This is a genomic window from Nocardia sp. NPDC057353 (genome assembly GCF_042667085.1).
Lineage (GTDB): Bacteria > Actinomycetota > Actinomycetes > Mycobacteriales > Mycobacteriaceae > Nocardia.
Genome location: NZ_JBHVAK010000001.1, coordinates 17,195 through 39,896, shown reverse-complemented (window position 1 = coordinate 39,896; position 22,702 = coordinate 17,195). Strand labels below are relative to the sequence as shown.

Annotated in this window: 23 protein-coding genes; 15 read left to right on the top strand and 8 right to left on the bottom strand. The window is 73.5% G+C overall.

What is annotated here, in order from left to right:
- The first annotated feature begins 158 nt into the window (after positions 1–158).
- Genes ACFUUZ_RS00215 through ACFUUZ_RS00205 form a run of 3 tightly spaced genes read left to right on the top strand, consistent with a single transcriptional unit; the run spans position 159 to position 3,729 of the window.
- Complete coding sequence (locus ACFUUZ_RS00215) at positions 159–1,274, top strand: polyprenyl synthetase family protein (protein WP_378690534.1); 1,116 nt, start codon at positions 159–161, stop codon at positions 1,272–1,274.
- A gap of 14 nt (positions 1,275–1,288) precedes the next feature.
- A complete protein-coding gene (gene crtI, locus ACFUUZ_RS00210) occupies positions 1,289–2,782 on the top strand; it encodes a phytoene desaturase family protein (RefSeq protein ID WP_378690531.1) in 1,494 nt (497 codons plus the stop codon).
- Positions 2,779–3,729, top strand: coding sequence for a phytoene/squalene synthase family protein (locus ACFUUZ_RS00205; protein ID WP_378690529.1), 951 nt, complete (start codon positions 2,779–2,781; stop codon positions 3,727–3,729). The genes crtI and ACFUUZ_RS00205 overlap by 4 nt, the downstream gene beginning before the upstream one ends.
- Here ACFUUZ_RS00205 and ACFUUZ_RS00200 read toward each other — a convergent pair.
- From ACFUUZ_RS00200 to ACFUUZ_RS00185, 4 genes are all read right to left on the bottom strand, one after another.
- Positions 3,703–4,650 carry a helix-turn-helix transcriptional regulator gene (locus tag ACFUUZ_RS00200; protein ID WP_378690527.1) on the bottom strand — a complete coding sequence of 316 codons (948 nt, stop codon included), beginning with the start codon at positions 4,648–4,650 and terminating at the stop codon, positions 3,703–3,705. The genes ACFUUZ_RS00205 and ACFUUZ_RS00200 overlap by 27 nt on opposite strands.
- A 41-nt stretch (positions 4,651–4,691) precedes the next feature.
- Positions 4,692–5,096 carry an ATP-binding protein gene (locus ACFUUZ_RS00195; RefSeq protein ID WP_378690525.1) on the bottom strand — a complete coding sequence of 135 codons (405 nt, stop codon included), beginning with the start codon at positions 5,094–5,096 and terminating at the stop codon, positions 4,692–4,694.
- Positions 5,097–5,170: 74 nt separating this feature from the next.
- Positions 5,171–5,611, bottom strand: coding sequence for a response regulator (locus ACFUUZ_RS00190; RefSeq protein ID WP_378690522.1), 441 nt, complete (start codon positions 5,609–5,611; stop codon positions 5,171–5,173).
- Positions 5,608–7,362 carry a PP2C family protein-serine/threonine phosphatase gene (locus ACFUUZ_RS00185; protein ID WP_378690519.1) on the bottom strand — a complete coding sequence of 585 codons (1,755 nt, stop codon included), beginning with the start codon at positions 7,360–7,362 and terminating at the stop codon, positions 5,608–5,610. The genes ACFUUZ_RS00190 and ACFUUZ_RS00185 overlap by 4 nt, the downstream gene beginning before the upstream one ends.
- A gap of 108 nt (positions 7,363–7,470) precedes the next feature.
- Between ACFUUZ_RS00185 and ACFUUZ_RS00180 the strand changes: the two genes are divergently transcribed.
- The 3 genes from ACFUUZ_RS00180 (at position 7,471) to ACFUUZ_RS00170 (ending at position 11,222) form a co-directional block, all read left to right on the top strand.
- Entirely contained in the window at positions 7,471–9,789 is a 2,319-nt protein-coding gene (locus ACFUUZ_RS00180) for an ATP-binding protein (protein ID WP_378690517.1), read from the top strand.
- Between the two features lie 204 nt (positions 9,790–9,993).
- Complete coding sequence (locus ACFUUZ_RS00175) at positions 9,994–10,323, top strand: anti-sigma factor antagonist (RefSeq protein ID WP_378690514.1); 330 nt, start codon at positions 9,994–9,996, stop codon at positions 10,321–10,323.
- Between the two features lie 62 nt (positions 10,324–10,385).
- Complete coding sequence (locus tag ACFUUZ_RS00170) at positions 10,386–11,222, top strand: crotonase/enoyl-CoA hydratase family protein (protein ID WP_378690511.1); 837 nt, start codon at positions 10,386–10,388, stop codon at positions 11,220–11,222.
- Between the two features lie 13 nt (positions 11,223–11,235).
- Here ACFUUZ_RS00170 and ACFUUZ_RS00165 read toward each other — a convergent pair whose 3' ends face one another.
- Positions 11,236–11,544: a hypothetical protein gene (locus ACFUUZ_RS00165; protein WP_378690508.1), complete on the bottom strand. Its 309-nt coding sequence runs from the start codon at positions 11,542–11,544 to the stop codon at positions 11,236–11,238.
- Between the two features lie 264 nt (positions 11,545–11,808).
- Positions 11,809–13,005, bottom strand: coding sequence for an FAD-dependent monooxygenase (locus tag ACFUUZ_RS00160; protein WP_378690506.1), 1,197 nt, complete (start codon positions 13,003–13,005; stop codon positions 11,809–11,811).
- On the opposite strand from ACFUUZ_RS00160, the gene ACFUUZ_RS00155 reads away from it, so the two are divergent.
- The 9 genes from ACFUUZ_RS00155 to ACFUUZ_RS00115 all read left to right on the top strand — a co-directional run bounded on the left by ACFUUZ_RS00155 (position 12,929) and on the right by ACFUUZ_RS00115 (position 20,678).
- The gene (locus ACFUUZ_RS00155; RefSeq protein WP_378690504.1) at positions 12,929–13,471 is read left to right on the top strand and encodes a TetR family transcriptional regulator; all 543 of its coding nucleotides are present in this window, start codon (positions 12,929–12,931) and stop codon (positions 13,469–13,471) included. The genes ACFUUZ_RS00160 and ACFUUZ_RS00155 overlap by 77 nt on opposite strands.
- Before the next feature lie 288 nt (positions 13,472–13,759).
- Positions 13,760–14,326 carry an alternate-type signal peptide domain-containing protein gene (locus ACFUUZ_RS00150; protein WP_378690501.1) on the top strand — a complete coding sequence of 189 codons (567 nt, stop codon included), beginning with the start codon at positions 13,760–13,762 and terminating at the stop codon, positions 14,324–14,326.
- A gap of 15 nt (positions 14,327–14,341) precedes the next feature.
- Complete coding sequence (locus ACFUUZ_RS00145; protein ID WP_378690499.1) at positions 14,342–14,896, top strand: hypothetical protein; 555 nt, start codon at positions 14,342–14,344, stop codon at positions 14,894–14,896.
- On the top strand, positions 14,893–15,474 hold the full coding sequence (locus ACFUUZ_RS00140) for a signal peptidase I (protein ID WP_378690496.1): 582 nt from the start codon (positions 14,893–14,895) through the stop codon (positions 15,472–15,474). Before ACFUUZ_RS00145 ends, ACFUUZ_RS00140 begins: the two co-directional genes overlap by 4 nt.
- On the top strand, positions 15,471–16,082 hold the full coding sequence (locus ACFUUZ_RS00135) for a TasA family protein (RefSeq protein ID WP_378690493.1): 612 nt from the start codon (positions 15,471–15,473) through the stop codon (positions 16,080–16,082). Before ACFUUZ_RS00140 ends, ACFUUZ_RS00135 begins: the two co-directional genes overlap by 4 nt.
- Positions 16,083–16,390: 308 nt before the next feature.
- Positions 16,391–17,998 carry a S26 family signal peptidase gene (locus ACFUUZ_RS00130; protein ID WP_378690491.1) on the top strand — a complete coding sequence of 536 codons (1,608 nt, stop codon included), beginning with the start codon at positions 16,391–16,393 and terminating at the stop codon, positions 17,996–17,998.
- Between the two features lie 46 nt (positions 17,999–18,044).
- Positions 18,045–18,905, top strand: coding sequence for an LLM class F420-dependent oxidoreductase (locus ACFUUZ_RS00125; RefSeq protein ID WP_378690488.1), 861 nt, complete (start codon positions 18,045–18,047; stop codon positions 18,903–18,905).
- The gene (locus ACFUUZ_RS00120; protein WP_378690485.1) at positions 18,905–19,294 is read left to right on the top strand and encodes a DUF1304 domain-containing protein; all 390 of its coding nucleotides are present in this window, start codon (positions 18,905–18,907) and stop codon (positions 19,292–19,294) included. The genes ACFUUZ_RS00125 and ACFUUZ_RS00120 overlap by 1 nt, the downstream gene beginning before the upstream one ends.
- Positions 19,295–19,355: 61 nt before the next feature.
- Entirely contained in the window at positions 19,356–20,678 is a 1,323-nt protein-coding gene (locus tag ACFUUZ_RS00115; RefSeq protein ID WP_378690482.1) for an NAD(P)/FAD-dependent oxidoreductase, read from the top strand.
- Here the strand turns inward: ACFUUZ_RS00115 and ACFUUZ_RS00110 are convergent.
- Positions 20,593–21,984, bottom strand: a complete 1,392-nt coding sequence (locus ACFUUZ_RS00110) for a UvrD-helicase domain-containing protein (protein WP_378690479.1) — start codon at positions 21,982–21,984, stop codon at positions 20,593–20,595. The two genes, ACFUUZ_RS00115 and ACFUUZ_RS00110, sit on opposite strands and share 86 nt — an antisense overlap.
- A gap of 36 nt (positions 21,985–22,020) precedes the next feature.
- Entirely contained in the window at positions 22,021–22,623 is a 603-nt protein-coding gene (locus tag ACFUUZ_RS00105) for a hypothetical protein (RefSeq protein ID WP_378690476.1), read from the bottom strand.
- Positions 22,624–22,702: the final 79 nt, after the last annotated feature.

Sequence of the window (22,702 nt, the reverse complement as noted above, 5' to 3'; positions counted from 1 at the left end):
ACATTCGGGCAATACGGTCGTTAAGAAAATTACCTAATCCGGTCCCATCCGCCCGCGGACGCACATCGAAACGAAGATGACCGCTCCGCACACGATGCATCGTTTATGCATCGTTGCGCTACGATGGCGACCAGCCCGACCGCACACGAGGAGTTCGAGTGAGTGCCGTGTCCTCCGAGCCACATCGCGTGTGCCACCTGCTCACCGCTCCCACCGGCGAGGAGTGCTCGCCGACCAGGTGGCGGGCCGGGGTGCGCGCCGAGGTGAACCGCGAACTCGAAGCGTTCGTGCAGCGGAATCAGCCGGAGCCGATCAGTGGCATCCCCCTGGACGGCATCCTGCGGCACTACGCGCTCGGCGGCAAATGCCTGCGGCCGATGTTCCTGTACCTGGGCTGGCTCTGCGGCGCCGACCCCAGCCCGGCCGCGCTGCGCGCGGCCGCGGCGCTGGAGCTGCTGCAGGCCTTCGCGCTGCTGCAGGACGACGTCATGGACGAAGCCGAGCTGCGCCGCGGCGAACCGGCCGCGCACCGCGCCTTCGCGGCGTCGCACCGGGAGCTCGGGCTGCCCGGCGACGCCGCCAGGTTCGGCGAGTCGGCGGCCACCCTGCTCGGCGACCTCTGCCTGGTCTGGTCCGAGCGCATGCTGCGCGAGAGCGGGGTCGACGAGCGCGGCCTCGCCCGCGCCTGGCCGCAGTACGACCGGATGCGCACCGAGCTCGCGCTTGGCCAGTTCGCCGACCTGGTGAACGACGCGCGCGCAACCCCCACGCTGGAGTCGGTGCTCGCCATCGCGCGGGCCAAGTCCGGCAACTACACCGTGCGCAGGCCGCTGGAGCTCGGCGCGCTCATGGCGGGCTGCCAGGAGCGCACGGTGGAGGCGCTCTCCCGCTACGGCCGGCTGGTCGGCGAGGCGTTCCAGCTGCGCGACGACATGCTCGGCGTCTTCGGCAGCGCCGAAACCACCGGCAAACCCGCCGACAGCGATCTCGGCCAGCGCAAGGCCACCACCGTAGTCGTGGCGGCCCAGGAGATGGCCGACCCGGCCACCGCCCGCGCCCTCACCGAGCTGCTCGCCGCCCCCGAGCTGGACGCCGCCGCCGTGACCGCGGCGCGCGGGCTGATCAGCGCCACCGGCGCGGCCGAGCGGATCGAGGCGATGATCACCGAGCGGGTCACCGAGGCCCGCGAGGCCGTCCGGTGGGCTCGCATCGAGGAGCCCGAACTGCGCCTGCTCGACGGCATGGCGCTGATCTGCACCACCCGCGAACTCTGAGGAGAAGCAGCACGATGCGCACTGTCCCCGGTCGTACCGACCGAGTCGTCGTGGTGGGCGCCGGCCTGGCCGGACTCACCACCGCACTGCACCTGGCGGGGCGCGGCCGCGAGGTCACCCTGCTCGAGCGCGACGACGTCCCCGGCGGCCGCGCCGGGCGCGCCGACATCGACGGCTACCGCCTCGACACCGGCCCTACCGTGCTCACCATGCCGGAGCTGCTCGACGACGCCTTCGCCGCGGTCGGCGAGCGCACCGCCGACCGGCTCACCCTGGACCGGGTCGACCCGGCCTACCGCGCCCACTTCGCCGACGGCAGGGCACTGGAGGTGCACCACGACGCCGGGCAGATGGCCGCCGCCATCACCGAGTTCGCCGGGCCGGTGCAGGCGGGCGGCTACCTGCGGCTGCGCGACTGGTTGGCGCGGCTGTACGAGGCCGAGTTCGACGGATTCATCGCGTCCAACTTCGACTCCCCGCTGTCGCTGGTCTCCCCCGCGCTCGCCAAGCTGGTGGCGCTGGGCGGCTTCCGGCGCTGGGACCGGGCCGTCGCGGACCACATCACCGACCCGGAGCTGCGCCGGGTCTTCACCTTCCAGTCGCTCTACGCCGGGGTCGCGCCGAGCAAGGCGCTGGCCGCCTACGCGGTGATCGCCTACATGGACACCATCTCCGGGGTCTGGTTCCCGCGCGGCGGCATGCGCGCGGTGCCGGACGCGCTGGCCGCCGCGGCCACCGCCGCCGGGGTGAAGATCCGCTACGGCGCCACCGTCTCCGCCGTCGAGCGGGACGGTGCCCGGGTGCGCGCGGTGCGCACCGCCGACGGCGAGCGGGTGCCCGCCGACGCGCTGGTCCTCACCACCGAGCTGCACACCTCCTACGAGCTGCTCGGGCACCGGTCCCGGCGCCCGGTCAAGGTCAACCCGGCGCCGTCGGCGGTGATCCTGCACCTGGGCGTCGATTCGGTACCCGACCTGCCGCACCACTCGCTGCTCTTCGGCGAGGCGTGGGACGAGACGTTCCGCGACATCATCACCGACGGCCGGGTGATGACCGACCCGTCACTGCTGCTCACCCGCCCGACGGCGGGCGACCCGACACTCGCCCCCGCGGGCCGCGACCTGCTCTACCTGCTGGCCCCGGCGCCGAACCTGGACCGCGGCCGGATCAACTGGGACCGCTTCGCCCCGGCCTACGCCGAGGAGGTGCTGGCCGTCACCAACGCCAGGCTGCCGCGGCCGCTGCCGAACCCGGAGCTGCTGCGGGTGATCACCCCGGCGGACTGGGCCAGGCAGGGCATGCTCGCGGGCAGCCCGTTCGCGCTCGGCCACACCTTCGCGCAGACCGGCCCCTTCCGGCCCGCGAACATGATCCGCGGCGTGGACAACGTGGTCCTGGCGGGCGGCTCGACCGTGCCCGGCGTGGGTATCCCGCCGGTGCTCATCTCCGGGCGGCTCGCCGCCGACCGCATCACCGGAACCACGCCCACCCGATCGGAGCGCCCATGACCCGCACGGAGCTCGACGCCGCAGGCATCACCGACACCGCCCTGCGCGATTCCTACCAGGCCTGCCGGGTGCTCAACGCCAGGTACGGCAAGACCTTCTTCCTCGCCACCCGGCTGCTCGCCCCCGACCAGCGCCCCGCGATCCACGCGCTCTACGGCTTCGCGCGCCGGGCCGACGACATCCTGGACGAGTTCGACGACGCCCGCACCACCGCCGAGCGCGCCGAGGGGCTGGCGGCGCTGGCCGCGCAGTTCCGGGCCGGCGAGGCCGAGGCCGACCCGGTGCTCGCCGCGGTGCTGCACACCGCCCGCGCGTACCGGATCCAGGACGCGCTCTTCGACGACTTCCTGGCCTCCATGCGGATGGACCTCGACGTCACCGACTACCCCGACCGGGCCGCGCTGGACCGCTACGTCTACGGCTCGGCCGAGGTCATCGGGTTGCAGGTGCTCCCGGTGCTCGGCACCGTCGGCGACGAGGCGGAGGCCGCCCCCTACGCCGCCGCGCTCGGCAAGGCCTTCCAGCTCACGAACTTCCTGCGCGACGTGAACGAGGACCTGGCCAGGGACCGGGTCTACCTGCCCGCCGACGAACTCGCCGCGCACGGCGTCGACCGCGACCTGCTGCTCTGGTGCCAGGCGCACCGCAGCACCGAGCCACGGGTGCGCCGCGCGCTCGCCGAGCAGCACGCGATCACCCGAACGATCTACCGGCGGGCCGAGGGCGGCATCGCCCTGCTGCAGCCGCGCTCGCGCGCCTGCGTGGCGACCGCGCTCACCCTGTACTCGGAGATCCTGGACCGGATCGAGGCGAGCGACTTCGCGGTCTTCGACCGGCGGGCCAGGGTCGGGATCCCGCGCCGGGTCGCCGTCGGCGGCGCCGGGCTCGCGAAGGCCTGGTGGGCGCGGCGCGCTCCGGGCTCAGGAGTACAGCGTGACCTGGGGTGAGCGGCCGTAGAGGCTGCGGTAGGCCGCGGCGAAGCGGCCCGGGTGCCCGAACCCCCAGGACGCGGCGATCGCGGTGACGGTGGCGCCGGAGCCGGGCGTGGCCCGGCGCAGCTCCTCGTGCGCCCCGCGCAGCCGCAGCTGCCGCAGGTACACCATCGGCGTGGTCCCCAGGTGCTTGCGGAAGGCGAGCTGCAGCGCCCGCAGCGACACGAACGCCGCGGCCGCGATGTCGGTGGCCGCGATGTCGCGGCGCAGCTCGGACTCCATGAAGGCGACGGCCCGGCGCACGGTGTCCGGGTGCGCGTCGGCGCGGTCGGCGGCGGTCGGCTCGACGGCGGCGGTGTTGGGCAGCGCGTTCAGCACGCTCGCCGCCAGGTAGTCCGCGGCGACCGAGCCGACCAGCGGATCGGCGAGCACGGCCGGGTCGCGGGCGAGTTCCCGCAGGTGGTGGATGACCGCGACGAGGTGGCCGCCCGCCCGGGCGGAGACCGGCCGGTGCCCGGTGATCCGCACCGGCTCCCCGCCGCTGCCCGGCGCGTTCGCGGCGACCCGGTCGAGCAGCGCCGGGTCGAACATGGTGATGCCGAAGCGGGCTCGGTGCACGGTGCCGGAGTAGGGGCGGTCCGGAGGTGTCAGCAGCCCGACCTCACCGGGGCCGATGGGGGCGGTCGCGTGCCTGGTCTCCTCGACGGCACCGGACTCGACGGTGCAGAGGCAGATCTTCCCGAGCGGGTCGGCGTCGTAGCGCATCTCGAAACCGAGGGCGAGCCGGTCGAGGCTGACGCCGCCGACGGAATCCCGGGTGATCGCGGCGGACGCGGGGCCGTCGCCGCCGTTGCCGATGGACATCTTCACGTAGGCGGCGGTGAGGAACTCCTCGGTCGCGCCCAGGTCGTCGCTGTGGAAGGCCAGAGTCTGCATGGGTCTTCCCAGCGTACCGGCAGCAGCCGGGTACGTGCAGCTCAGGAGGGCAGCGGAGCACTCAGCTCGACGACGGTGCCGGTGTCCCCGACGATCACCCTGGTGTCCGGAACCAGGGCGCGGATGAGCATGAGGCCGCGGCCCCGGTGCGAATCGGCGCCCTCCTCGGCCGGATGCCAGATGCCGCCGTCGGTGATGGTGATGCAGACCTTCCGGCCCTCGATCTCCGCGCGCAGCGTGATCACCCTGCCGTCCTCGCGGTGGCCGTGCTCGACCGAGTTGGTACAGGCCTCACTGGCCGCGAGCAGCAGGTCGTAGGCCCGGTCCGGGTCGGCCGTGTTCTCCGCGAGCCAGTCGCGCAGGGCGTGCCTGACGTCCGCGAGCACGGCGGCGCGCGCCGGGAACTCGAGCTCCAACGCCCGCGGGGAGCGATCCACTATGTCCATCTCTCCTCATTCACGTCGAAAACCGGCATTCCTGGGCCTACCCGTCTTTCCGGGATGCACACCTGAGGTTCGTCTCACCCCGGCCCCGGCCCGCCCGGTTCCCCGTCGTCCAGATCCTGCTCCAGCCAATAGTCCACCGCACCCTGGAGCACGGTCCGGAACAGGGTGAAATCCACCGGCTTGTAGATATAGCTGTCCGCACCCGCCGCATAACACCGGTCGATGTCGCCGGAGGCCGTTGACGAGGTGAAGACCACGACCGTGAGCTCCGCGGCGGCGGGCTCGGCCCGGATCCGGGAAAGCACCGTGTAGCCGTCGGTGCCCGGCATGTTCAGATCCAGGAGTACCAGGGCGGGGCGCGGGGCGCTCGGGTCGCGGAGCCGGACGAGCCCCTCGGTGCCGTCGGCGACGAACTCGACCAGCAGGTCCGGGTGCGAGGCGCGCAGCGCGCGCTCGATCGCCTCGCGGTCGTCGTCGGAGTCCTCGATCACCAGGACCAGGCGCTGCTCGGTCACGGGGCCTCCCCGATGCCGCCGCGGTGCCGGATGGCGAGCAGGGCGGCGTCGTCGCCGACCCGGTAGCGCTCGGCGCCGGCCGCGAGCGTCTCGGTCAGCTCGGCCGCGGGCAGGTCGCGCAGCCCCGCGAGGGTGGCGGGCAGCTCGTCCTCGAAGAACCGGCCCGCCTCGTCCCTGGCCTCGGTGAGCCCGTCGGTGTAGAGCAGGATCAGGTCGCCGGGGCGCAGCACGCCGTCGTAGGGCTTCAGCCCGAGCTCCGGCCGCACCCCGACCAGCAGCCCGGAGCAGTCCGGCTGCTCGACCTCGCCGCCGCGGCGCAGGATCAGCGGCGCCGGGTGGCCGCCGGAGAGCACCCGGATCGGCACCCCGTCGGGGCCCGCCGCGGCCAGGTCGAGGGTGACCGCGGTCAGGGTCAGGAACCGGCCGACCCCGGCGCGCAGCATCTTGGTGTTCAGGATGTCGAAGGCGTGCTCCGGGCTGTGCCCCTCGGCCAGGATGGTCTCCAGCGTGTGCCTGGCCAGCCCGGTGAGCGCGGCGGCGGGGGCGCCGCGGCCGCAGACGTCGCCCATCAGCGCGGTGAGCGTCCGCCCCGGCTCGTGCACCAGGCCGTAGAAGTCGCCGCCGACCTCGAGGCTGTGGTCGGCGACCCGGTACGCGGTCGCCATCTCCAGCCCTGGCACCTCGGGCAGCGCGGCCGGGAGCAGGTGCTGCTGCAGCGACATGACGTCGTCGCGCTGCTGGGCGTAGAGCGCGGCGTTGTCGATGGCCAGCGCCGCCCGGCCAGCGAGGTTGCGCAGGAAGGCCTGCGTCGGCCTGCGCGCCGAGCCGTGCCGGTGGAACAGGGTCAGCACCCCGACCACCTGGCCGCGCGCCCGCAGCACGGAGAGGGTGGCGGTGTCCAGGTTCGCGTCGGCCGGGAGCTCGGCGGGGCGCGCGTCCTCCCAGTCGGAGCGGTCGGCGCGCAGCAGCACCGGCGCGCCCGCCCAGCGGCCAGCGCGCAGGTGCTCGGCCAGCCTGCGCTCCCGGCGCGCGTCCAGGTGCGCCACCGCGACCAGCTCCATCTGCCCGGCGCGGGCCACGTGCACCGCCGCGCCGTCGGCGAGGCCGGGCACGATCATCCTGACCACCGCGCGCAGCGTCTCCTCGATCTCCAGCGAGGAGCCCATCCGCAGCGAGGCCTCGGCCAGGATGGCGTCGGCGAGGCTGCGGTCGGAGAGCGCCCGCTGCTCGGTGACCTGCCGATCGATGGTGATCATGATGTCCCTGGCCTGCCGCAGCGCGACCACGCTCTCCGCCTCGACCGGGCCGACCACGTCGGTCGCCAGCGCGACCAGCCCGCGCGGCCCCGCCTGCGGCCGGTACGGCGCCACCAGCAGCGCGCGCACCCCGAGCGCGGTCAGCCGGGCGGCGAGCTCCGGGGTGCGGGCCGCCAGCTCGGCGGGCTCGACCTCGACCAGGGTCGCCTCGGCGGAGCCGTCGGCGCGGTCCGGGCACCACTCGGCGGCCCGCTCGGCCAGCTCGGCGGCGAGCGTGGCGGGCACCGATGCGGTGCCGTCGCGGTCGGCCCAGCGGGCCGCCACCGCGGCGTCGGCGGCCGTGACGCCGACGGCGAAGGTCGCCACCACCCCCGGCAGCGAGAGCAGCCCGCCGACCAGCTCGTCCGGCAGGTCGGCCACGCTGCGGGCGTCGAAGGCCGAGCGCCACGAGGCGTGCAGCAGCGTCGACCACGGGGTGCGCGGGGTCGTCGGCATCGGTGGCTCGTCCTCCCGCTCCTCGTCGGACCCCGATCGGGTCAGACCCCTACTGTAAGGTTCCCGCACGTTCGCTCCACCCGGCGACCCACAGGAAAAGAAGCCGCGATGACATCGCTCTCCGACGACGACGCCCTGTTCCGGCTCGACGACCGCGACCTGGCGGCCGAAACCGCGACCGGTACCGCGTTCGACCTGTCGCAGTGCGTCAACGAGCCGATCCACCTGCTCGGCGGCATCCAGTCCTACGGCACCCTGCTCGCGCTGGACGCCGCGGACGTGATCGCGGTCGCCGGGTCGAACAGCGAGCAGGTGCTCGGCCGCCCGGCCGCCGCCCTGGTCGGCACCCCGGTCGCCGAGCTGATCGGCCGGGACGGGCTGCTCGCCGTGCACGAGACGCTGCGCGCCCCCACCGGCGACCGCGGGCTGATCGGGCTGCACATCCCGCCCGGCGGCCCCGAGTTCGACGCCACCGTCTACCGCGCGGACGGCGCCCTCGTCATCGAGTTGGAGCCCGCCGCCGTCGAGCGGCCGTTCCAGTTCGCCCGCTTCTACCCCCGGCTGCGCGGCACCCTCACCCGCCTGCAGAACGAGCGGACCGTGCTCGCCGCCTGTGCCGCCGCAGTCGCCGAGATCCGCGCGCTGACCGGCTACGACCGGGTCGTCGCCTACCGCTTCGAGGGCCGCGACGGCCCCGGCGAGGTGATCGCGGAGTCGGTCGCCGACGGCCTCGACCCCTGGCAGGGGCTGTGGTTCCCGGCCACCGACATCCCGCCGCAGGCGCGCAGGCTCTACGAGCGCAACTGGATCCGGGTCATCTCCGACGTCGACGACGACACCGCGGTGCTGGTGCCGCCGCTGCTCTCCGACACCGGCGCCCCGCTCGACCTCTCCGACTCCACGCTGCGCACGGTCTCCGGCTTCCACCTGGAGTACCTGCGCAATATCGAGGTCAGGTCGTCGATGTCGGTGTCGCTGCTGCGCGACGGCGAGCTCTGGGGGCTGATCGCCTGCCACGGCATCGAGCCCCGCACGCTGAGCCCCGAGGTCCGCACCGCCTGCGAGTTCTTCGGCGTGATGCTCTCGCTGCAGCTGGCCGCGCTGGAGGACGCCGAGACCTCGAAGGCGAGGCAGACCGCGCGCAAGGCGCTGGCCGAGCTGGTCACCGCGCTGGACACCGACATCGGCCAGTCGGTGCGCGACAACGGGGCGCTGCTGGCCCAGCTGGTCCCTGCCGACGCCGTCGTGCTGCGCGCCGCCGACGTGGCCACCGGCGCGTTCGCCACCACCGTCGCGCACGGCGACGCCGAGTTCGACGCCGCCGCGCTGGACACCCTGTGGCGGCTCATCCCCGCGATCCCGGCCGGGCAGGTCTGGAGCAGCGGCTGCCTCGGCGACCACGACCCGGCGCTCACCGCGCTCTCCCCCGCGCTCAGCGGCGCGCTCGTCCTCGCGCTGGACGGCGCCGGTACCTGCATCGCCTGGCTGCGCCGGGAGCGCAGGGCGGCGCGCACCTGGGCCACCGATCCGGCGCAGCCGGTGCGGCTCGGCCCGCGCGGCGAGCGGCTCACGCCGCGCGGCTCGTCGGCGGTCTACCAGGCGGTGGTGCGCGGCTGCTCGGTGCCGTGGACCGCGCCGGACGAGGCGGTGGTGCAGGAGTTCGGGCACGCCATCACCACCGTCGTGCTCAGGCACACCGCGCGGCTGGCCGCGCTGAACAACGAACTGCGCAGGGCCAACCACGATCTCGACACCTTCGCGCACGCCGCCGCGCACGAGCTCAAGGAGCCGCTGCGCGGCATCTCCAACTCCGCCACCTTCATCGGCGAGGACGCGGGCGACACCCTCGACCCCACCACCGTGCGCAGGCTCGGCACCATCCGCACGCTCGCGGTGCGGATGGACGAGCTGATCAACTCGCTGCTGCACTTCGCCCAGCTGGGCCAGGGCGAGCTGCGCCGAGAGCCGGTCGACCTGCGCGCCGCCGCCGAGCGCGCGCTGCAGATCGCGGGCGCGAGGCTGGAGGAGGAGCGGGTCGAGGTCACCCTGCCCGAGCCGGGGGTGACCGTTCCGGCCGACCCGGACCGGCTGCAGGAGATCCTGATCAACCTGCTGGTCAATGCCGCCAAGTACGCGGGCGACGAGCTGCCGCGCACGGTCGAGGTCGGGGTGCGGGCCGACGGCGGGGTCCCGGTGTACTTCGTGCGGGACAACGGGATCGGCATCCCGGAGGCGGACCAGAAGGAGGTGCTGCGGCTGTTCCGCAGGCTGCACCCGCGGGAGTCGCGCGGCGGCGGCCACGGCGCCGGGCTCGCCATCGTGGACCGGATCGTGGAGCGGCACGGCGGCACGCTGTGGTTGGAATCCGCGCCCGGTACCGGCACCACCGTGCTCTTCACCCTGGCGGCCGAGCCCGGCGCGGGATGACCGTCCTGCGGTATGTTTTCCCCGCAACGCCCCCCGGCGGAACCGCCGGAACGGGGTTTTCCATGGGATACGCTGAGGACGGCGGTTGAGCTCACAGCCGCAGCGAACTCTTCCCGCGATCTCCCGCGGCGGGATCCCGCGCGGTGCCGGCGGTGCCGGAACCGACGACGCCCGCCCGGCCTTCGCCGTCGAGAGAGGTTCACCGTGCGCTTCACAGATCAGCCCCGCGATTTCCAGATCGAGGTCAGGTCGGTCGATGCCGCTGTCGTGGTGACCGCCCGCGGCGAGGTCGACATCATCACCGCGCCCCGGCTGCAGCAGGCGCTCACCGAGGCGGGCTCCGGCATCGTCGTCGCCGACCTGACCGCCGTCCCGTTCTTCGACTCGGCCGGGCTGAACGCGCTCATCCAGGCCTCGGACGGCGCCGAGCTGCGGATCGCCGCCTCGCGCGCGGTGCACCGGCCGATGGAGGCCACCGGCCTGGCCAAGGTGATCCCGACCTACGACAGCGTGGACGCCGCCCTGGCGGGCTGAGCCCGAATGTGCTGTTTCACGCGGTATCCGAATCGGACACCCCGTCGTGGCATGCTGTCCGAATGCCCGACATTCGTCTCGAGATCAGCGGCGACATCGCCACCATCACCCTCGACCGCCCGGCCAAGCTCAATGCCTTCACCACCGTGATGGAGAACGAGCTGATCGAGGCGTTCGACCGCACCGACGCCGACGACGCCGTGCGCGCGGTGGTGCTCACGGGCGCGGGGCGCGCCTTCTGCGCGGGCGCCGACCTCTCCGCGGGCGCCGACACCTTCGTCGCCCCCGAGGACTGGCGCGACGGCGGCGGCCGGGTGGTGCTGCGGATGTTCGAATCGCGCAAGCCGATCATCGCCGCGATCAACGGCCCCGCGGTCGGCGTCGGCATCACCATGACGCTCGCGGCGGACTTCCGGCTGGCCGCCGACAACGCGCGGATCGGCTTCGTCTTCAACCGGCGCGGCATCGTGCCGGAGTCGGGCTCCAGCTGGTTCCTGCCCCGGCTGGTGCCGCTGCAGACCGCGCTGGACTGGGTCTACTCCGGGCGCCTGGTGGAGGCCGCCGAGGCGCACGAGGCCGGGCTGCTCTACCGGCTGTACCCCGTCGAGCAGCTGCTGGACGAGGCGTATGCGCTGGCCCGCTCGGTGACCGAGCACTCGGCGCCGGTCTCGGTGGCGCTCTCCAGGCAGATGCTGCTGCGCGGGCTCGGCGTCGAGCACCCGATGATCGCGCACCGGGTGGAGACCCGCGGCATCCTCTCCCGCGGGGCCAGCGCCGATGCCCGCGAGGGCGTCACCGCCTTCCTGGAGAAGCGGCCCGCCCGCTTCCCGGACCGGCCGAGCGCCGACATCCCGGACATCTTCGGCGCCGACATGCCGGTCCCGCCCTTCCGGCCGTAGCCGGAGCGCCCGCTCAGGAGGCGTAACCGCGCAGGATCACCCCGCGCAGCGCGGTCCGGTAGTCGTCGGTCTCCCCGGTGACCGCCGGGCGGCGCCCGCCGGGCCACCGGTGCAGCGCGTCGTCGATGCCCTCGTCCACCGCGTCCAGCACGCGCGGCGCCGGGATGCCCTGCTGGGCGCAGCTGCGCACCGCGCGCTCCAGCCGCTCCAGGGTCGGCATCCCCGATCGCTCCGCGACTTCGAGCAGGGTCAGCACGACGTGGAAGGCCGCGTGCGTCGCCGCGCGGGTGTCGCGCTCTCCGGTACCCCTTCGGTCCTCCACGCCGCTTCCTCCCTCGCCCACCGTCTCGTTCGCCGTCGACCGTGCGGCGACAGACGGTATCGGAGTGCGCCGGGGGTCGGGGGCGAGCCGGAGGTCTCCCGTGCAATCCAGTTCCTACGCCCACGTATCTTGTGAACGGCCACAGTAGGCGTGAGTACGGGTTGCAGCAAACTCCGGTCCCGTCGGGTCAGTACACCGGGAGGACGGCTTCCTCGGTTCCGGTGAACATGCGGCGCATGATCGGGCGGGCCGCCCGCGAGGTCATCACCCCGGCCGCGGCGCGGGCCAGCCGGCGGTCGCCGCGGAGCCGGGAACCATGGCCCGGATGCCGCCGCCGGGCACCTGCTTGGCCCGCTTCAGGTACGGCGTGAGCACCCGCTCGACCCTGGCCAGCGCGGCGGGGATGTCGTCCGGGCCCGCGGTGAGCTCGCCGCACAGCACGTGGGCGCCGACGATCGCCGCTGCGGTACCCATGCCGGTGAGCGGAGAGCCGCAGTACCCGGCGTCGCCGAGCAGCGTCACCCGCCCGGCCGAGAGCGACGGCATGTCGACCCGCACCAGCTCGTCGAAGTAGAAGTCCGGCGCGTCCGGGAGCGCGGCCAGGATGTGCGGCGCGTGTCCGCCGACCCCGGTCAGTCTGCGCCGCACCAGCTCCCGCTGCGCGTCGGCGTCGCCGCGCAGCGCAGGGGCGGCGGGGGCGCGCAGCGTCACGATCGCCTTGGCGGTGGCCGGGTCGGCGTCCGGGCGGACTCCGACGGAGACCCCGACCGCCGGGTGCAGGCTGAACCAGCCCGGCTCGGCATCGGCGGGCGTCGGCACGGTGAAGAACGACATGGCGCCGCCCAGGTGGGTGGTGAACCGCTCCTCCGCGCCGAAAACCAGCGCCCTGGTGGCGGAGTGCAGCCCGTCCGCGGCGACCACCAGGTCGTAGCGCTCGCGGTGCCCCGAGGCGAAGGTGACATCGACACCCGCGCCGTCGTCGCGCAGCGCCGTGATCGACTCGCCGTAGCGGTACTCCGCGCGGTCACCGAGCGCGGTGAGCAGCACGTCGTTCAGGTCGCCCCTGGTGATCTCCAGATCGGCCACCGGGCCCGCACCGTCGAACATCTCCGCGGGCAGCCGGGCATAGACCCTGCGCTGCGCGTCGACGTAGGCCATGCCGCGCTCGTGCAACCTGCGCTCGCGGATGGCGGGCAGCAGCCCCATCCGCTCCACCACCGCGCGGCTCTGCCCGCGGAGATCCACCGCCTGCCCGCCCGGCCGCGGCGCCGCCGCGCGCTCCACCACGGTCGCGCGCGTTCCCTTCGCCGCCAACCCGAGCGCGAGCGCATTCCCCGCGATTCCACCACCGCATTGGGAGGACCTGCTGGCCGGTGCGCGGCGGGTGATCGTGGAGCGCGGCGTCGCCAAGGCCACCGCGCGGGAGATCGCGGCCGCCGCCGGGGTCAGCCTCGCGGCCATCGGCTACCACTTCGGCTCCAAGGAGCAGCTGATCACCGAGGCGCTCAGCGACACCCTCGGCACCGCCATCGGCGATGCCATGGAGGACCGCATCCGCGAGGGCCGCGGCCACACCCCGCTGGACGGCTTCGCAGCCGTCTGGAACGCCATGCCCGCCGCCTTCGCCGCCAACCGGGCGGCCATGCTCGCCAGCGCCGAGAACCTGGTCCGGGTAGCCCGCTCCCCCGAGGCGCAGCAGCACTTCGCGGCCATGCTCGAGGGCGGTTTCGACGACCTCGCCGACGCACTGCGCGACGCCCATCCGGAGCTCACCGACGAGCAGGTGCGGGCCATCGCGGAGCTGCATTTCGTCTTCTCGCAGGGCCTCGGGCTCCTGCACACCATCGCCCCCGATGCCCCACTCCCCGACGGCAATCGATTCGCTATCGCCATCGCGGCCCTCGCCGGGATCAGCCGAGAGTCGTGACCGATGCCGCCGCCTCGACCAGGGCAACTCATAATTAGATGCGCATATCCAAGTATTGGCATGTTACTTGCGGCCCAGGGCGCCGGTTCAACCACCGGATTAGCGGTACGCTTTCAGCCGGAAAATTCGACCCGCTCCCACTCGCATCCCCGTACGCCCTGAACTGGGCATTCAGTCCACTTTACGGTGCGGAAAACGGCTATTTGCCACATGTTTGCTTCTCCGGATTCCCGGGAATCATCGCAATGCAATTCGACCGAGCCGACAGCGACGTGAGGATGAGGACGAATGGACAGGAGAGGAAAGGCGGCACTCGCCGCCGGAGCGGCCGCGATTCTGCTGCTCGGCGGCGCCGGTAGTCTGGCCTTTTGGCAGGACAGCACGCAGTCCGGCGGCGGCACCATCACCGCCGGTGAGTTGGCGCTCAGCCCGTGCACCCCGGTCGGAGCCACCGGCTGGGAGGACATCACCGGCGGCACCGCGGAACCCATCGACGTGGCGAACTTCCGCATCGTCCCGGGCGACACGCTGCGCTACACCTGCACCACCACGGTCGCCGCGGACGGCGACAACCTGACGGCGACGCTCGCGGCGGACACCACGCAGATGTTCGACCCGGCAAGCGATCCCGCGCTGCGGGCCCGACTGATCGACACCTCGCTCACCGCCACCAGCAGCAGCGGCGGCGTGCTGCCGAACGCCCAGATCACCGAGGCGAACGACGGCGACACCCTGACGGTCGCGGCCCGGCTCACCTTCGACCCGGCCACGCCGAACAAGGAGGCGCAGAACGCGAGCGTCACCCTCAACCGGGTGGCGATCACGCTCACGCAGAACACCAATCCCGCACCCTGACCCGGGATCCGCGGAATGCGACGGTTGCGATGGTGGGCGATCGCCGGTGCGGCGCTGGCACTGCTGGCCTTCGGGGTGGCCGAGCAGTCCGGCGCCTACTGGCGCGCCGAGTCGCGGATCGGCGGCGACATCATTCGCTCCGGAACGCTGGCGCTGCGCGTCGGCGGGGCGTCGAGTCAGGTGAGCAACTACGTCTTCGACGCCTTCGGCGGCGCGAACCTGGCGCCCGCGGCGGTGGTGCAGAAGCCGCTCACCGTGCGCAATGCCGGTGACGTCACTATGTTCTACCGGCTACAGAACGTGCGGCAGAGCTCCGCGGCGGTGCCGCTCACCCTGCAGATCTGGCTGGTCGGCGCGGAATCCGGCTGCCCTGCCTCGGCGGCGCCCGGCGGGACCGCGCTCTACAGCGGGCAGATGGCGGGCGCCCAGGTGCCGGGCGCACCCGGCTGGGCGCCGACGCTCACGCCCGGCGCGACCGCGGTCTGGTGCCTGCGCGCCACCGTCGGCGCGGCCGCCGCCCCGAACACCTCCACGACCGTGACCTTCGACTTCCTGGCGAGTTCATCGTGAACGCACACCGCACCGCGGCGCCTGCGGCGCCCACCGAGGAATCCACCGGCGCGGGCTGGTGGATCAAGTCCGTGCTGACCTGGGTGCTGCTCTTCCTGCTGGTCGGGTTGCTGGTGGTGACCATCGTGCTGCCGCTGCTGGTGGGCGGGCACCGCTACACCATCCTGACCGGGTCCATGCAGCCCACCTATCCCCCGGGCACGCTGGTGGTGGTGCGGCCCGAGGAGCCGGTCGAGTTCGCGGTCGGCACCCCGATCACCTATCAGCTCCGCTCGGGGCAGCCGGAGGTGGTGACGCACCGGATCGTGCAGATCCGGCGCAGCGCCGACGGCGAGATCGGCTTCATCACCAGGGGCGACGCCAACCAGGTCGACGATCAGGAGATCGTGCGGCCGGAGCAGATCCGCGGCGCGGTCTGGTATTCCATCCCCTACCTCGGCTACGTCAACAACTGGTTCTCCGGGCCGAAGCGGACCTACACCATCGCCGCGCTCATCGTGCTGCTCGGCGGGTACGCGCTGTTCGCGCTCGCCACCGACACCAGGGACCGGGTGCGGGCCAAGCGGGAGGACCGGTGAAATACCTGACCGCGCTCGGGAACCTGTGGGCGAGTGCGCGGGTGCGCGCCCTGCTGACGCTCGGGATCGTGCTCGGGCTCGGGACCGCGGGCACGCTCGCGGCGTGGAGCGACTCGGCCACCGCCACCTCGGGCACCTTCAGCATCGGCACGCTCGACCTCAGGGTCAACGACACCAAGGAGCTCGCGCTGCCCGCGCTCGCGCTCACCGGCATGCTGCCCGGCGAGAGCGTCGCCGCTCAGCTCACCGCGCAGAACAGGGGGACGATTCCGTTGACCTACACGATGGCGGCGAGCACTCCGGCAGGCAGTGCCGCGCTCGCCGGGTTCCTGACGATCTCCATCCACCCCGGCGGGGCGGCGAGCAATGCCACCGCGAACGGGATGCGCACCGGGACCTGCAGCGGGGCCAGGCTGGCGCAGGGCACGCTGACCGCGGGCGGGTCGACGCCGCTGGTGACCACGGCGCGGCCGCTCGCCGGGAGCACGGGCACCGACCCGCTCTGCGTGGTGGCGCAGCTGAGCACCGGTGCGCCGGTGGCGGTGCAGAACCAGAGCGTCGCCTCGGTGCGCTTCGCGTTCACCGCGACCGCGGTGGGGCAGCCGTGACCGGGGTTCCGGCGGCGCGGCCGCCGTGGCAGCGGAATCGGGATTTCCCGCGGCCGGGGCCGGGGGCAGCGGCTCCCGCGAACCCCGATGCGGGCGGGTGGACGGCGGAGACCGGTCACCTCCGTGCGGCCGACGTGACAGAGCGGCGCGGGGAGGCGCTGCGGGAGGGGTTCGAGCGCGCCGGAGATGGTCCGGGGACGGGCGCCGGGAACGGTGGGCCTGCGGTTCCGGACGGGGAGTCGGGGGGCCGGAGGCACGCGCGGCCGGAGTTGCGGACCCCCGCGCAGATCGCGCTGACGATCGGGGCGGTGGCGGGGACGATCTGCCTGCTCGCGGCGGCGCTGGCGCTGCTGTTCGGGATCAAGCCGCTGCTGTTCCGCTCCGGGTCGATGGAGCCCGCGATCGGGACCGGGGCGGTGGCGCTGGTGCGCGCCGTCGACGCGACGGAGCTCGCGGCCGGTGACGTGGTGTCGGTGCGCAATGCCGCGGGCGAGCGGCTCACGCACCGGGTGGTGGCGGTGGATTCGATCACCGGCAACAGCGCGACGATCCGGCTCAAGGGCGATGCGAACGAGGCCGAGGACGCCCAGCCCTACACCGTGACCGAGGCCGAGCGGGTTCTCTTCCACGTCGAGAAACTCGGCTACGCGGTGGCGTGGCTGGCGAGCCCGCCCGCGGTCTTCCTCGGCGGCGCCTTCGCCGGGCTGCTGCTCGCCGTCGCGTTCCGCCCCCGCACGGCCTCCGGGGGGAGCGGCAGGCACGCCGCGGCGCCGCTGGTCCTGGTGGCGGCGCTGGTCACCGCCACCGGGTTGGGCGGGGCACCGGAGGCGAAGGCGCAGGCAGGCACCGATGCCGCGGCGGCGAACAGCGGGGCCTTCACCTCGCGCACCGAGTTCGTGCCGCGGATCAACCAGCCGTTCTCCAACGGCACCTACGTCACCTGTGCCAAAGCGACCGCGTCGGGGCCGGACCCGGTGACGATCCGCTGGCGGCACATCGGCGCGCCGTACCTCTACCGGCTGGTGCTGCGCGATCTCAGCAACACGATCTGGCGCACCTGGGACGTCACCACCGTTCCGGCCGCGGCCGGCGACACGGTGAGCTTCGTGATCACCGGAGCGGGGCTGCCCGCCCGGCTGGCCCTGCCCTATCTCTACGACCTGGAGGTGCACACGGTGCTTCCGGGCCCGCCCGTTTCCTCGGGTGCGGTCGGCACCGCGTGGCGTGGCTTCGGCGTGCAGCAGGTGCTGCTCGTCGGATTGGTCACCCCGGAGGACCTCGACTGCGGCGTGCTGCGCACCGAGCAGAACGGCGCTCCCGCCTACGTGCCCGGACCCGCCTCGGCCTCCTGCACCAATGCCGCTCCGCGCGCCACCCTGGCCTGGCCGCATCTGGGCTCGCCGTACAGCTACACCGTGATCGTGCGGGACGGCACCAGCCGCAACATCATGTCGACCCGTCAGGTGCCCGGTGGCACCGCGCCCGCCGGGCAGAGCCTGACCAGCACGATCGCGGTCGCCGACCTCGATCTGACCCAGCGCACCGGCAATGCCGCCGTCGCGGAGATCCGGACCACGAACGGCACCGCCGTCTCCAGCGAGTTCGCGCAGCAGAACCTGACGGTCACCACCACCTCGGTGGCCTGTCCCGCCGCGGGCCTGCGCTCCCAGTCGATTCCGTCGAGCAGCGCCGCCGCCACCACGACCCCGACCGGCACCACCGCTCCCCCGACGAGCGCCCCCACCACCACCGCCACACCGAGCACGGCCCCGCCCCCGGCTCCGGTGACCACCACGACGACCCCCGCCCCGCAACCTCCGCCCCCCGCACCGACCACCACGACCACCACCCCGCCCGCGGCCCGCGAACTCCCCGCAACGACCACCCCGTCCTCGACGACCACTCCCCCGCCCTGACCGGCGGGGCTGGCGCGGAGCCCGAACGGTGGGAAAGATGGCGACCGTGAATCTCTCAGGTGTCGGAATTTGGAGCTCCCCGCTGCGCTACGGCGACCCGGTGGCGGCGGCGGAGGCCGCGGCCGAACTGGAGGAGGCGGGCTTCACCGCGCTCTGGATCCCGGACGTCGGCGGCCCGGTGCTGGACTCGGTGGAGAACCTGCTGCGGGCCACCTCGAAGGTGGTGATCGCGACCGGCATCCTGAACCTCTGGATGCACGAGCCCGCCGAGGTGGCGGCGGCGTACCACCGCCTCGCGGAGAGCTACGGCGACCGCTTCCTGCTCGGCATCGGCGTGAGCCACGCCCCGCTCATCGACGCGAAGTCCCCCGGCCGCTACCGCAAGCCGCTGGCCGCGACGAAGGCCTTCCTGGACGGGTTGGACGCCGCCGAGCGCCCGGTGCCCGCGGACCGCATGGTGCTGGCCGCGCTCGGCCCGAAGATGCTCGCGCTGGCCGCGGAGCGGACCAGCGGCGCGCACCCCTACCTGGTGCTGCCCGAGCACACCCGGACCGCGCGCGAGGTGCTCGGCGCGGGCCCGCTGCTGGCGCCGGAGCAGACCGTCATCCTCACCTCCGACGCCGCCGAGGCGCGCGAGATCGGCACGCCGTGGCTGCGCGGCTACCTCTCCATGCCGAACTACGCGAACAACCTGCTGCGCTCCGGCTTCACCGAGGAGGACATCGCGACCGTCAGCGACCGGCTGTTCGACGCGGTGATCGCCTGGGGCGACGAGGAGGCGGTGCTGCGCCGGATCGCCGAGCACCGGGAGGCGGGCGCCGACCACGTCTGCGTGCAGGTGCTCCGCGCCGACCAGCGTGCCCTGCCGCGCGCGGAGTGGCGCCGGATCGCGGAGGCGCTGAGCTGATGCTCGTCGTCATCGGACTCGTCCTGGCCGGGATCGCCGCGGCGATCCACGTGTACATCTTCCAGCTGGAATCGCTGGCCTGGACCGCGCCGCGCACGCGGGCGATCTTCGGGGTGAACGCCCAGGATGCCGAGATCACCAAGCCGCTCGCCTTCAACCAGGGCTTCTACAACCTGTTCCTGGCGGTCATGGTCGCGGTCGGCATCGTCGCGGTCGCGCTCGACCACCGGGCGGTCGGCGCGGCGCTGGTCTTCGCCGGTGCGGGCAGCATGGTCGCGGCCGGGCTGGTGCTGCTGCTCTCCGACCCGCGCAAGCGGCGGCCCGCGCTGATCCAGCTGACCGCGCCGCTGCTCGGCATCGTGATCCTCGCCATCGGCCTGGCAGGCTGAGTTTTCCGCGGCGCGGATCGGGCAACGCCGAACGTAGTCGAAACCGAAGGAGGGGTGCGCCGTGCCCGAGACCAGTGCCGCCCGTGAACGGATCGTCGTCGTCGGCAGCGGTTTCGCCGGGTTCACCTGCGCCGGTGAGCTCTGCAAGCGCCTGGCGAAGTCGGGGCGCGACATCGAGATCGTGCTGGTGACCCCGCAGGACTACATGCTCTACACCCCGCTGCTGCCCGACGTGGCAGGCGGGCTGATCGATCCGCGCTTCGTCGCCATCCCGCTGGCCGACGCGCTGCCGAAGGTGCGGCTGGTGGTGGCGAGCGCGGACTCGGTCGACCTGGCGGCCCGCACGGTGACGGTGACCAGCGAGCACCACGCGCCGCGCACGCTCTCCTGGGACCGGCTGGTGCTCACCCCCGGCTCGGTGACCCGGCTCTTCGACGTGCCGGGGCTGCACGAGCACGCGCGCGGGCTGAAGACCGTCGCCGAGGCGCTCTACCTGCGCGAGCAGCTGCTGCGGCAGCTGGAGCTGGCCGACCAGGAGGAGGACGAGCAGGTGCGGATCGCCCGCCGCACCGTCGTCGTGGTCGGCGCCTCGTACGCGGGCACCGAGCTCATCGCCCAGCTCCGCGCACTCGCCGACGACTACGCCGCCCGGCGCGGGCTGCGCCGCGACGACATCCGGTTCCTGCTGCTCGACACCGCGAAGCAGGTCATGCCCGAGGTCGGCGCCGAGCTCGGCGAGCAGGTGCTGCACGAACTGCGCGGGCGCGGCATCGAGATCCGGCTGGAGACCTCGCTCGCCGAGCTGCACGCGGACCGGGTGCAGCTCACCGACGGCACCGTCGTCCCGACGCACACCGTCGCCTGGGTGACCGGCGTGACCGGCGCGCCCGTGCTGGAAACGCTCGACCTGCCGCTGGAGCGCGGCAGGCTGGTGGTCGACGCCGAGCTGCGGGTGCCCGGCCACCCGTCGGTCTTCGCCGGTGGCGACGCCGCCGCCGTGCCCGACCTCACCAAGCCGGGCGAGATCACCCCGCCCACCGCGCAGCACGCCTCCAGGCAGGGCAAGACGCTGGCCCGCAATGTCGCCGCCAGCCTCGGCATCGGCACCTTCGCGCCGTACCGGCACCGCGACCTCGGCCTCGTCGTCGACCTGGGCCCGCGCTTCGCGGTCGCCAACCCGCTCGGCATCCCGCTCTCCGGGCTGGTCGCCAAGGCCGTCACCCGCGCCTACCACACCTTCGCGGTGCCGCGCGGGGTGAACCGGTGGGCGGTCGTCATCACCTACCTGACCAACACCGTCACCCAGCGCCCGCTGGCCCTGCTCGGCCTGGTCGACCGGGAGGAGGCGAGCTTCGCGCGCGCGGAGGGGATTTCGGAGCGCTGAGCCCGGTCACGGTGGCGACCCAGAGGTAGTCGCGGGCCCGGCTCGCGGCGACCAGGTGCTGCCGGGCGAGCAGCTCGGCCCGGTCGCGGTCGCCCTGGTCGGGTTCCTCGTCCACCAGCCGGAAGACGGCGGCGAAGTCCATGCCCTTGGCCCGGTGCACGGTCCCGACCTTGATCGCCGCGACCTCCATCCCGTCGTACTCCTCGAGGGCGAGCGCGTCGTGCCCGGCGCGGGTCAGCAGCCGCAGGTAGTGCCTGACGGCGGTGCGGCCGTCGACCAGCACCGCGATATCGGAGCCGGGCGGCACCGCGGCGACCGCCCGCAGCAGCGCGGCGTCGACCTCGGTGCGCGGCACCCGGAGTTCGACGGCGTCGCCGCCGGGCAGGACGCCGTCGCTGTCCCGGACGGCGAAGCCGGGCCCGCCGTCGAGGTCGTCGACGGTGTCCATGGCCTCGATGCGCTGGGCGTAGCGCAGCACCGCGTCCCGGTTGCGGTAGTTGGTCCGCAGCACGCGGCCCCGGCCGCCGCCGAGCGGGATACCGGCGTCCGAGAGCCGCCAGCCGCCCGCGTAGACCTGCTGCTGCCCGTCCCCGACCAGCAGCAGCGGGGCGTTCGGCCCGCCGCCCGCGATGTGGTGCGCCAGCCTCAGCTGCGTGAGGGTGAAATCCTGGACCTCGTCCACGACGACGAGGCCGTAGTCCTCGGTGTGGTCCAGCGGCCGGGCGGTGATCTCGGCCAGCGCCTTCGCGATCACGTCGTGGAAGGTGTCGATCCCGCGCTCCGCCAGCCGCTCCCGGTACGGGAGGTAGAACCGGTGCCACACCGTCGTGCGCTGGGTGGCACCGAGCCGGATCCGGTTGCGGCCGGGCCGGTCGATCGCCAGGTACTCCGCGAGGGTGGTGATGCCGCGGCCCTCGATCACCCGGCCCACCTCCTCCCTCCAGTACTCGTAGTCGGTGCCCTCGATCGCGGCGAGGTCGTTCCTGGCCCTGGTCCAGGCGCGGGCGAAGGCGTCCTCGTACGGCTTCTCGTCCGCCCGCGGCAGCCGGTAGGCGACTCCGCGCCAGGCGAGGAATCGGCTCGCCCAGGCGTGCAGCCCCATGAACTCGGCCCGCTCCCCGACCCGCGGGGCCAGCCGGTCGAAACCCGCGCGGTGGTAGCCGGGCAGGGTCCGGACGAAGCTGGTGAACAGCAGCCTGCCCGGCCTGGTCTTCGCGAAGCGCGCCATGCGGTGCAGCGCGACGACGGTCTTCCCGGTGCCCGCGGGGCCGCTGAGCCGGGCCGGGCCGGTGAAAGCGGCGTGCACCAGGGCGATCTGGTCCGGGTCGAGGAAGGTGACCCACTACGGGAACGGGCGGCCCAGGGCACGGCGGCGCTCGTCGTCGCGCAGGTCGCCGATGCCGAAGAGCTCGCCGGTGCCGTCCGGCTCGGGCCGGGGCGCGTCGTCCTCGGCGATCAGCTCGTACCGCTCGGACCGCGCGGCGACGGAGAGCGCCAGCTCGCGCACCCGCGGCCGCGACACCGTGCGGTCGCCGTCGAACAGCAGTGCCCCGAAGCCTGCCTCGTCCGCCGCCAGGAACGGGTCGTGTACCTGAACCGGCACCGCGCGCGGCATCAGCAGCACCACTTCCAGCGTGTGCGGCACCAGCCTGCTCCCATCGGCGAGCGCCGCGGCGAACAGCTCCTCGGCGTGCACGCGCACCCGTCGGAGCCTGCCCCGGTCCGGGACCTCGTCGGTGAAGACCAGGGCGTATACGCCGGTGCGCCCGATGGCGAAGGCGGCGGCCCGGCCGGGCGAACCGCCGGAGCCGTCCACCACCAGGTGCCAGCCGCTCGCCATCAACGGCACCGACAGGAAGCGGCGCTGCGGCGCGGTCAGGAACGGGTACCGCTCGAGCTGTGCCTGCGCCCAGCGCCGCCTACGCTCCACCCCGATGTTCGCCACTGGATCCCCCGCTCCGGCCGGCCGGGTTCCAGGGTAGCCCGAACGCGCGGCTCGACGGTGTGAAATACGGCCGGTGGCA

Coding starts and splice junctions, on each gene's coding strand:
- crtI (WP_378690531.1), top strand. CDS start 1,289: ATGCGCACTGTCCCCGGTCGTACCGACCGAGTCGTCGTGGTGGGCGCC.
- ACFUUZ_RS00205 (WP_378690529.1), top strand. CDS start 2,779: ATGACCCGCACGGAGCTCGACGCCGCAGGCATCACCGACACCGCCCTG.
- ACFUUZ_RS00200 (WP_378690527.1), bottom strand. CDS start 4,650: ATGCAGACTCTGGCCTTCCACAGCGACGACCTGGGCGCGACCGAGGAG.
- ACFUUZ_RS00195 (WP_378690525.1), bottom strand. CDS start 5,096: ATGGACATAGTGGATCGCTCCCCGCGGGCGTTGGAGCTCGAGTTCCCG.
- ACFUUZ_RS00185 (WP_378690519.1), bottom strand. CDS start 7,362: ATGCCGACGACCCCGCGCACCCCGTGGTCGACGCTGCTGCACGCCTCG.
- ACFUUZ_RS00180 (WP_378690517.1), top strand. CDS start 7,471: ATGACATCGCTCTCCGACGACGACGCCCTGTTCCGGCTCGACGACCGC.
- ACFUUZ_RS00170 (WP_378690511.1), top strand. CDS start 10,386: ATGCCCGACATTCGTCTCGAGATCAGCGGCGACATCGCCACCATCACC.
- ACFUUZ_RS00160 (WP_378690506.1), bottom strand. CDS start 13,005: ATGGCCGCGAGGCTGACCCCGGCGGCGGCCGCGATCTCCCGCGCGGTG.
- ACFUUZ_RS00150 (WP_378690501.1), top strand. CDS start 13,760: ATGGACAGGAGAGGAAAGGCGGCACTCGCCGCCGGAGCGGCCGCGATT.
- ACFUUZ_RS00145 (WP_378690499.1), top strand. CDS start 14,342: ATGCGACGGTTGCGATGGTGGGCGATCGCCGGTGCGGCGCTGGCACTG.
- ACFUUZ_RS00120 (WP_378690485.1), top strand. CDS start 18,905: ATGCTCGTCGTCATCGGACTCGTCCTGGCCGGGATCGCCGCGGCGATC.